The organism is Paraburkholderia sp. 22099, from assembly GCF_052045835.1.
In the GTDB taxonomy this organism is placed as follows: Bacteria; Pseudomonadota; Gammaproteobacteria; order Burkholderiales; family Burkholderiaceae; genus Paraburkholderia; species Paraburkholderia terricola.
The window spans coordinates 50,055-59,365 of record NZ_JBQEPU010000039.1; the positions used below are offsets into that span (position 1 = coordinate 50,055).

Sequence of the window (9,311 nt, forward strand, 5' to 3'; positions counted from 1 at the left end):
GGCGCCGGGCCGGTTTAATTCCACCGCCGGATTGTTCACGTAACTCCCATTCGGTAACAAAGAACCTGGGTCAATGCGGAGATGCGCGACAAACAAGATGAGAATGTCGCGCCGAAAACGATGTCGACGCGATGCCCGAACCGGACTAGCAGGCCTAGTTCCAGCCAACCCGATCGTTCCAGAACTCGCTCCACACGTGGTTATCGAAGCCGATCAGGAACAGATCAAGATTGCCCATCGCGCGTGACACTGCTGCGACCTGCTGGTTTTCGCGATCGAACACCGCCTGACCCGGCAGCGGAAACCAGTCGCCGTTCCAGCCCGCCTGGTCGTTCCAGAAGGTAGACCAGACGTGGTTATCGAAGCCGATCACGAACAGATCGAGATTCCCGGGTGCGCGCGACACCGCTGCGATCCGCTGCTTCTCGCGGTCGAACACCGCCTGACCCGGCAGCGGAAACCAGTCGCCGTTCCAGCCCGTTTGATCGTTCCAGAAGGTAGACCAGACGTGGTTGTCGAAGCCGATCACGAACAGATCGAGATTGCCGGATGCGCGCGACACCGCTGCGATCCGCTGCTTCTCGCGGTCGAACACCGCCTGACCCGGCAGCGGAAACCAGTCGCCGTTCCAGCCCGTTTGGTCGTTCCAGAATGTAGACCAGACGTGGTTATCGAAGCCGATCACGAACAGATCGAGATTCCCGGGTGCGCGTGACACCGCTGCGATCTGTTGCTGCTCGCGGTCAAACACCGCCTGACCCGGCAGGGGAAACCAGTCGCCGTTCCAGCCCGCCTGGTCGTTCCAGAAGGTAGACCAGACGTGGTTATCGAAGCCGATCACGAACAGATCGAGATTACCGGATGCGCGCGACACCGCTGCGATCTGCTGCTGCTCGCGGTCGAACACCGCCTGACCCGGCAGCGGAAACCAGTCGCCGTTCCAGCCCGCCTGGTCGTTCCAGAAGGTAGACCAGACGTGGTTATCGAAGCCGATCACGAACAGATCGAGATTACCGGATGCGCGCGACACCGCTGCGATCCGCTGCTTCTCGCGGTCGAACACCGCCTGACCCGGCAGCGGAAACCAGTCGCCGTTCCAGCCCGTTTGATCGTTCCAAAAGGTAGACCAGACGTGGTTATCGAAGCCGATCACGAACAGGTCGAGATTGCCTGAAGCGCGTGACACCGCCGCGATCTGCTGCTTTCCATGGTCAAACACCGCCTTTCCCGGCAACGGGAAAAATCCGGCATCCAGATAGTCCACCGTGAGAGCGTCGGTCGCCAAGGTGACGCTCGTCAGGTTCCTTCCGAATGCGACGATGTTGGTCGTGTCACCGGCGATGGGATCGGCTGTCAATGTGCTGTTCGCATTGGAGCCAAATGCCGCGGTAAAGCTCACGGGCGTGAACCTTGGCAGGGAAGTACCGGGTTCGCCGGTGTTCGGCGCTTCGACGATCCACTCCACGCTGTTGCCGCTAAAGGTCGCGCCCGGCGGAGCCGCGAGTTGGATGCTGAAGTAAACTCCCCGGTCCACGTTGCCGAACATGACGAAGCCCTGGCCGTTTTGATAGTGAACGCCGGCGAACACTTCGTCGCCGGGTTCGATGAGCATATTGTTGATGTTGGTCTGGTAGATGTAGTCCGGCGACCCGTTCACCTTCGGCGCGAACCACTCATACCACGCGACGTACGTCTTCGAGCCGTCAGCCTGGACGGACTGCTGCACGCCGGCCTGTAGAACGTCGTTCGAACCGTATGTTCCGTCGATACCCACCCACGAGGACGAGTCCCAACCGGAGTCTGTGCCGGGAGGAGTCGAGGGAACGCTTACTGATGGCACGCGCCAAATGCCGACGGCGTGCGCCCAGGTTCCCGATATCGTGCTGCCGGACCAGTTGTTCGAAGTGAATGCGGTGTCCGCGACTCGCTGAGGCGGCGTCAGTTGATGGGTAACGCCTATTTGCGGTACGAGATGAGGAACAATACGTGCGCCATCCGGCCATTGCTTGCGAAGCAGCCGCTGACGAAGCGCCGCGACCCGCATGTTAGAGCGATCTAGCGGTCCAAGCAGTTCGTCCGCCAGCGCTTCCGAATGACTTTGAGGTTTATCAGCGGCCTCCCTGGACCATCGGATTGCCGTCGCGCCCGCAAGGTTGGTGTCTGCGAGCTTGTGGATGTTCATGACTGTCTGGGGCATTGTGACCTCCCGATACGAAAGATGCACGACTCCGAGCGTTCGAAGCCGACGTCACCGCTATATGGGTGAAAAACGCGTAACACACGAACCGCTACTCTTCCCGTGCGATCGAGCCGGCTCCGGTTGCTACCAGTGCCCACTCGACGCGCAAGGAGTCAAAACGATAGACACTGGTGATGGGTGCCTTATTTACCCTTTCCTGAAAATGGTGCTCGGATGTATTCCGGAGGCACGGCGACATGGAAAGATGAACTCGGCAAGCCTGCCGCGATCATCGAAACATACGTAACGTAGACGACGCGCCTTCGAGTATTTTGAACCGTGATGGCAGGCAGGATGAAAGGGAGATCCCTTGCGGGCCAGCAATTTCCCAGAGGTATTGGCGAGACGCTGCGCCACGCGCTACAGCAAGAACTTCGAGGCGGCCGGTATCAGATCGGCACTGCCGTTCGAATGTCCACGTGAAAACTTGGGCCAAAGTCCGTAGTTGGCTGTCACCAAAGTTGTCAGCGCGGCCGTCGGTTTCGAGGGGCGGCGCGTTGTATTCAACGCCGAAGCCCTCCGAAACGGTCACGACTATGCGGCCGGCCGGCGACGACAAGCATGGACATAAGCGGTGGCCAAAGCACGCTAAACTGGGTGCGTTACTGAAACGATCGGTGGATCGGGCACAAGGCGATGAAATTCACCGGGTTGATGTTGCGTCTCACCGTCGCGTGCCTGATTGTGTTCGCAGGAGTCGCCATCTTGCAGGATCGTTTTATCTACTTCCCTGAGAAGGCTGCAACCGGGGACGTCGTTTCCAGCGTACTTCGCGCCTGGCCGACACCGGAGGCGTTCCGCGGCCTCGTGGCCGAGCCCGCCGGATCCGTGCGCGCCACCGTCATCGTTTTTCATGGCAACGCCGGGCATGCCGGACACCGTTCGTTCTACGCCGCAGCGCTCACGCCGCTCGGGCTGCGCGTGATCCTCGCCGAATATCCAGGCTACGGGCCGCGCGACGGCACGCCGGGCGAAGAGAGTCTGGTCGCTGATGCCCAACAGACCATCGCACTGGCGTATCGGTTCTATGGCGCGCCGCTGCTGCTCATCGGCGAATCGCTCGGGGCCGGCGTGGCGGCCGCGGCCGGCTCGCGTGAACGCGACAGGACCGCTGGCTTGCTGCTCATCACGCCATGGGATCGGCTTGAGCACGTCGCCGCTCATCACTATCCGTGGTTGCCCGTGAAATGGCTGCTGCGCGACCGATACGACAGCGTGACCCATTTGGCGTCGTTCGGGCGGCCTGTTGTCGTCGTGGTTGCGGAGCGCGACAGCATCGTCCCCCCGCGCTTCGGCGAAGCACTCTACAACTCGCTGGCCGAACCGAGGCAACTGTTAGCGGTGAAGGCGGCTGAACATAACGACTGGATTGGCCGCGTCGACGAAACCTGGTGGCGGGAGGTGACCGGCTTCCTGCTTACGCCTTCGCATTGAAATATGAAATCACGCTCCGTCCCGTCCGGCAGGGAACGCTTCTATGTCCTCGATGCGAAGAACAGACCTGTCGAGGTGTTCGACCGCGGCGAGTGGTCGCGCTGGATGACAGCGAACGAACTGATCTTCCGCCGCACGCTGCTGGACGAATCCGGTGTGACGGTCACCACCCGCTTTCGCGGTGTGTCCGAACCGAAAACCGGGGAGGGTTCGCTGTTCGTGACGCGCGTCGCCGGAATGGAAGCGCGAGACAACACGAGCTACGGAGCACGTACGGTCGATGAGGCGCTGGAGCAGCATGAGCTCATCGTGCAGAAGATCCTCCGCATGCTGACCAGGCGATGATCGCCACAGCACAACGATTCTCCCTCGACCATAACCATCCCGCCGCGCTGACGACATTGCCTGTCCGGGCGTCCGCCTGACGTTCGCCACGCCCAAAGTGACTATCTCTCCGACCGACGGCCCGCAGCCTTTCAGCCTTTCCGCGCCACTCTCGTCCGCCCGGCTGCAGCCCGATCTAACAATCCAGGCGCAGGACAGGCGATTGAAGAAGATCGGCGGCGACCGGCTGCACTTGACTGTAGTCGCCCCGTTGCAGACCTTCGACTTGGCGTGACCTCGATGACGGTTTCCGAAGGTATAACGGCCGTTCGTTCATTCGCGCAGGTTGGTGGCTGTTCGTCCCGAGTGGGCATTCAGACATCCGCGTAGGTTGCGGCAGCCACAGGTGACGTTTCCCTAAGTTCGCAATTCCGGTATCGGCAAACGTCAGCAGTTCACTGCGGTCGGATGCGTACCCGGTACATCTCATCTTTCCGAAAACAGATGCTCGCACAGGAAATCCACAAATACGCGCAACCTGGGCGATAGTTGACGGCTCGACGGCCACAGGATCGAGAACTGTCCGGGTGCGATCGGATGCGCGTCCAGCACCGGCACCAGCGTCCCGCTCGCGAGCGCATCGAGAACAAGGAAGTCCGGCATGAAGCCGACACCGAACCCCGCGGCTACCGCGCCACGCAGTGCTTCCATGTTGTTGCAGGTCAGCGCAGTGCACAGGTCAGGCGGTTCGCTGCCGTCCGGAGCGAGCGCCCACGGCTGCAACTTGCCAGTGGTCGGGAAGCGGTAGCGCACGCAGTCGTGCGTTGCCAGTTCGTCGAGCGTTTGCGGCAGGCCGGCGCGTGCAGCGTAGTCAGGCGACGCACACAGGATGAACCGGAACGCGCCGAGCCGGCGTGACATCAAACTGGAGTCGGAAAGCGTGCCACTTCGTATTACCGCGTCGAAGCCTCCCTCCACTACGTCGACGAGCCGATCGTTGAAATCGAGGTCCAGTTCGACTTGTGGATAGAGCGCTCTGAATCTGGGCAGCACCGGCAGCAGGAAGCGATAGCCAATCACGGGCAAGCTCACGCGTAGTCGGCCACGGGGTGTCTGCGCAGCCTCCGACAGGATCGCCTCTGCATCACGCAGTTCACCGAGAATCCTCTCACAGCTCTCGTGGAAGAGCCGCCCTTCGTCAGTAAGCGTGACCCGACGCGTGGTTCGATGGAAAAGCCGCACGCCGAGGGAGTGTTCGAGTTTCGCAATCGTCTTTCCAATCGCCGATGCCGAGATGCCGAGCTTGCGCCCGGCAGCGACGAAGCTAAGCGTCTCCGCGGTACGCACGAATGCGACAATACTGTTCAGGTTATCCATACGGGTTCGACCTTTTGATATCCGTCCTATTACGGAATCTACCTCCGCTATCTTCGGATTTTCCCAGTGTTTTTCTTCGATTGAATCCGAATTATCGTTCATCGCTCCGCCGCGCATCGCGATGTGCCGGCATTCCACAAGGAGCGGTGATGACTTCCACGATTTCTCCCGGCACGACGAGGCGGCTTGCCGTACTCGCTGCCGTCTGCATGGCGGCGCTCGCACTGCCGCTCGCCTTCTCCGGCGGCGCCCTGGCGACGCCCGCGATTGGCCGCGACCTCGGCGGCAGCCCCATCGCGATGAACTGGATCACGAACGCGTTCATGCTCGCATTCGGCAGCCTGCTGATGGCGGCGGGAACGCTCGCAGACCGGTTTGGCCGGAAGCGCGTGTTCGCCTGCGGTGTCGCGGGCTTCACACTGACCTCGGTGGCGCTCGGGTTCGCGCCGTCGATCGTCGTCGTCGATCTTCTGCGCGCGGCTCAAGGCGTCGCGGCCGCTGCGGCGCTCGCCGGCGGAACCGCCGCACTCGCTCAGGAGTTCGACGGCGCAGCGCGGACCAGCGCGTTCAGCGCGCTGGGCACAACGTTCGGGATCGGCCTCGCGTTCGGACCGCTACTGGCCGGCTGGCTGATTGCGCACTTCAGCTGGCGCGCAATCTTCCTGGCGGGAGCATTCGCCGGCGTTCTGTCGCTCGGTCTGGGCGTGCCGCGCATGCACGAGTCGCGCGACCCGCAGGCGCGCCGGTTCGACTGGGCGGGTACCGTGACGTTCACGGCGGCGCTCGCGAGCTTCACATGCGGCGTGATCGAAGCGCCTTCACGCGGCTGGGCATCAGCAAACGTCGTCGCGCTGCTTGCCGCGTGTGTCGCGTTCGCGATTGCGTTCGTCATCTTCGAAACGCGCAGTCCGCGACCGATGCTCGACCTGTCGCTGTTCCACTATCCCCGCTTCGTCGGCGTTCAGGTCTTGCCAATCGCGACGTGTTACTGCTACATCGTTCTGCTCGTCGTGCTGCCGCTGCGCTTCATCGGCATGGACGGCTACGATGAAATCCACGCGGGTTATTTGATGCTCGCGTTATCGGCGCCTATGCTTTTTGTCCCGTTCGTTGCCGCGATGCTCACGCGGTGGATGTCTGCGGGTGTCATCTCGGGAATCGGCCTCGTGATCGCCGGAGCAGGCCTGCATACGCTCGGCGGTGCGTTGCATGCCGGAGTCGGGCCAGCCGTAATCGGGCCGATGTTTGTAATCGGCGTTGGCGCTGGGCTGCCATGGGGGCTGATGGACGGGCTGTCCGTAAGCGTCGTGCCGAAGTCGCGCGCAGGGATGGCAACGGGCATCTTCGGCACCACGCGGGTTGCCGGCGAAGGTATTGCGTTAGCGATTGTGAATGCGCTTCTCGCTGCGCTCACGCAGATCAGCCTGCGCGCAGCAGTGCCCCATGCCGACTCCACTGATCTCTCTGACGCAGCCGCACGACTCTCTACGGGCGACCTCGCGCACGCCGCAACGAGATTGCCGGATGTTCCAGCCGCGACGCTTCAGGCTGCCTACCACGCGGCGTTCGGGCATCTACTTGATGGCCTTACTGCAATTACGCTGTTGTGCGCGTTTGCAGTTTTCGCTTTTCTGAGTCGGGTCCGCACGCAAGACGAGCCAGTCACCACCAGAACACATGACAAGCGAGTGAGCCTCGACTCGCCGATGGTTGAGCTGGCACCTCGACTCATCGAACTGACGGACGACAAGCGCTGACAGACTGGATGTTGGTACTCAAGTGGCCGGGTTGCGACGTAAAGCGGCCGCCATGGCCGTCGGGGGATGGGGCGGCCTGCGATGACCGATCTGGTCGTCGCCTGTCTCACGCAAACAACTTCTGATGCCGTCGTCAGACCAGGAAGTCCGCTCGCGGCATTGGATGAGAAGGCAAAAACCAGCCCGCGCGTGACGTCGGCCACCGAAGCTACGACCGGGACGCTAGCCGGCGCGCGGCGCATGCGTGGGCGCCGATGCGGTAGCGACACTGCTCCACGCCGCGATGCTGTGCGGCGGATAAAAGACGTCGAGCGTCGGAAAGGCGGCAACGCCGCGCAGGCAGTCAAACAGGTAAATGGCCACTCCCAGGTCGCCGGTCCATAGCGAGTAGCGCAGCCGCCCATACCGGGCGGCATCGGATTCGGACTGGTGGATGCTGTGCATCGCGAATGCGCGCGCCCGGTCGAGCCAGATCGCGTCTTTGGTACGCCGATACAGCGCGAGGAATGTATAGCCGTTGCCGGCCGTGCCATGGCAGAGAGACGCCCCCTTTGCGATCGGCCCTGCATCCCAGACCGCTTCGCCCGCGGCAACCAGGAGATCGCCGAGTGTCGTGTCCGGCAGATTGGCGAGACAGGTGACGAAGCCCGGTGCGCCATGACAGAACTGCATCAACAGGCGGTCGTTCGACGTGCCCGTCGAGTCGAGTTGAGCACGCCAGTTGACCTTGCCGTATTCCCAGGTCGCCGTGCGACCCACCGTGTTCGTGATCGCATCCTGCCAGCGCGACCAGTCCGCGGCGCTGAGAAGGTTCCTTCCGCGGATCAGTGGCGAAGCGGTCGCGACAAAGCCGTGCACGCCGTCAAGATACGTGACACGCTTGCCATACAGATCCTGGGTCCAGAAGTGACAGCCGTGCTCGTCGGACCACTGCAACTGCTTCCATAAATGCGCCGCCGTGTCGCGAAATAACGCTGCCCAGCGCTCGTTGCGCGTGAGCTCGAACAGGAAGCATGCGGCCAGCAACGTCCCCGGCGCCCCCCACATCAGTTCACGCGTGGGATGGTCCATATTACCCGCGATCAACTCCGCGAGTCTGGCTTCGAGCGATGGCGTGGGCGCGTGCGCATATCGCAGCATCAGTATCGGCAAGTCGCCCATCAGGAACGAAGCGTCGGCTTCGAAGCCTTCCGCAGCGAGCCACGCCCGGTTACGTGGGCGGATCGGGTCGAGCTGTTCTAGCCATCCGTTATGGGTGCGGGCGGCGCCGACTGCATTGAGATAATGGAGCGACCAGATCACGCCGGCCGCACCGAAGTAGAGCGGCGTCAGCGCAGGCGCGGAGCCGGCATCGCTTTCGACGTCCAGCGGATGTGCGGGCCACAGCGTGTCGGGCGTAAACGCGGCACTTGTGTCCTCCACGATGCGCGCGATTGTCTCGCGGACGCATTTTTCATCCCAATCGAAAGGTTGGAGGATTTCGTGACGGGCGGGCTCGAAAAGCATAGTCGATGGTTGGCAGAGGTTAGATTGGGATGATCGATAGTTTAAAGGAGTGCTGGATGCAGATTCTCTGCATTAGCGGGCCGCTTCCGCTCACCTCAGGCTTTTAAGAGACTCGGGAGAGCCAGCCATTTGCGCAACTGAAAAACAATAACGTTCGACTGACAGTAATGACTGACAATCCGCCGGATAGCCTGGTCCAACGAATGGCCGCTGCAAGAGACCAAGGCGACGTCCGAATGTCAGTGCAACATCGCGGATGGATGGCCGTAGTTGGCCGATCGGCGCCTCATGCGGTCTGCATACCTTCTCGCGGTCGCTCGTTCTACATTCCAGCGGACATTTGACTTGAGGCGCATCTCCAGCTGAGACAAGCATCGGCGCTTTCTTGGGCTGCGCTCCTCTCTACTCTTTCGAATTTGAGGGGATAGGCAAGGCAGTTGCTGGGGGGTTCCCAACGACTAGCGGGCTCGAATCTTCGATCTGTAACGAACTGAATGCGGTCGACACAGCGTCTTCAGTTTGAGCGTTCCAAGGAACGACTGCTATCAATAGAAAGTAAGCGACTCGGCCCGACCGTTTCCCCGTTCGCGCGCGCGTGAGGCATGGTGGTGATGGTTGTGTCGGAGTCAGTGTAGATCAAGTGAGATCGTGTCCACGATCGGCGATCGTGGGCA

The 9,311-nt window shown here is 61.7% G+C and carries 6 protein-coding genes; 3 read left to right on the plus strand and 3 right to left on the minus strand.

Features of this window, described 5'->3' with window-relative positions; translation table 11 throughout:
• Positions 1–154: 154 nt before the first annotated feature.
• Positions 155–2,224, minus strand: coding sequence for a G1 family glutamic endopeptidase (locus ACTJLC_RS27885; protein WP_440845852.1), 2,070 nt, complete (start codon positions 2,222–2,224; stop codon positions 155–157).
• Between the two features lie 651 nt (positions 2,225–2,875).
• Between ACTJLC_RS27885 and ACTJLC_RS27890 the strand changes: the two genes are divergently transcribed.
• Positions 2,876–3,673: an alpha/beta hydrolase gene (locus ACTJLC_RS27890; protein WP_310136277.1), complete on the plus strand. Its 798-nt coding sequence runs from the start codon at positions 2,876–2,878 to the stop codon at positions 3,671–3,673.
• A 3-nt stretch (positions 3,674–3,676) separates the two neighbouring features.
• The gene (locus ACTJLC_RS27895) at positions 3,677–4,018 is read left to right on the plus strand and encodes a hypothetical protein (RefSeq protein WP_310136278.1); all 342 of its coding nucleotides are present in this window, start codon (positions 3,677–3,679) and stop codon (positions 4,016–4,018) included.
• A gap of 465 nt (positions 4,019–4,483) precedes the next feature.
• On the opposite strand, the gene ACTJLC_RS27900 is transcribed toward ACTJLC_RS27895, so the two are convergent.
• Positions 4,484–5,374: a LysR family transcriptional regulator gene (locus ACTJLC_RS27900; RefSeq protein WP_310136280.1), complete on the minus strand. Its 891-nt coding sequence runs from the start codon at positions 5,372–5,374 to the stop codon at positions 4,484–4,486.
• 149 nt (positions 5,375–5,523) lie between these two features.
• On the opposite strand from ACTJLC_RS27900, the gene ACTJLC_RS27905 reads away from it, so the two are divergent.
• Positions 5,524–7,131 (plus strand): MFS transporter, encoded by a 1,608-nt coding sequence (locus ACTJLC_RS27905; RefSeq protein WP_440845855.1) that lies wholly within the window; start codon positions 5,524–5,526, stop codon positions 7,129–7,131.
• Positions 7,132–7,353: 222 nt separating this feature from the next.
• On the opposite strand, the gene ACTJLC_RS27910 is transcribed toward ACTJLC_RS27905, so the two are convergent.
• Complete coding sequence (locus ACTJLC_RS27910; protein WP_440845857.1) at positions 7,354–8,637, minus strand: lanthionine synthetase C family protein; 1,284 nt, start codon at positions 8,635–8,637, stop codon at positions 7,354–7,356.
• Positions 8,638–9,311 lie beyond the last annotated feature (674 nt).

Bases quoted from the DNA above. Each gene is read 5' to 3' on its own strand.
- ACTJLC_RS27890 (WP_310136277.1), top strand. From the start codon at position 2,876: ATGAAATTCACCGGGTTGATGTTGCGTCTCACCGTCGCGTGCCTGATT.
- ACTJLC_RS27895 (WP_310136278.1), top strand. From the start codon at position 3,677: ATGAAATCACGCTCCGTCCCGTCCGGCAGGGAACGCTTCTATGTCCTC.
- ACTJLC_RS27900 (WP_310136280.1), bottom strand. From the start codon at position 5,374: ATGGATAACCTGAACAGTATTGTCGCATTCGTGCGTACCGCGGAGACG.
- ACTJLC_RS27905 (WP_440845855.1), top strand. From the start codon at position 5,524: ATGACTTCCACGATTTCTCCCGGCACGACGAGGCGGCTTGCCGTACTC.
- ACTJLC_RS27910 (WP_440845857.1), bottom strand. From the start codon at position 8,637: ATGCTTTTCGAGCCCGCCCGTCACGAAATCCTCCAACCTTTCGATTGG.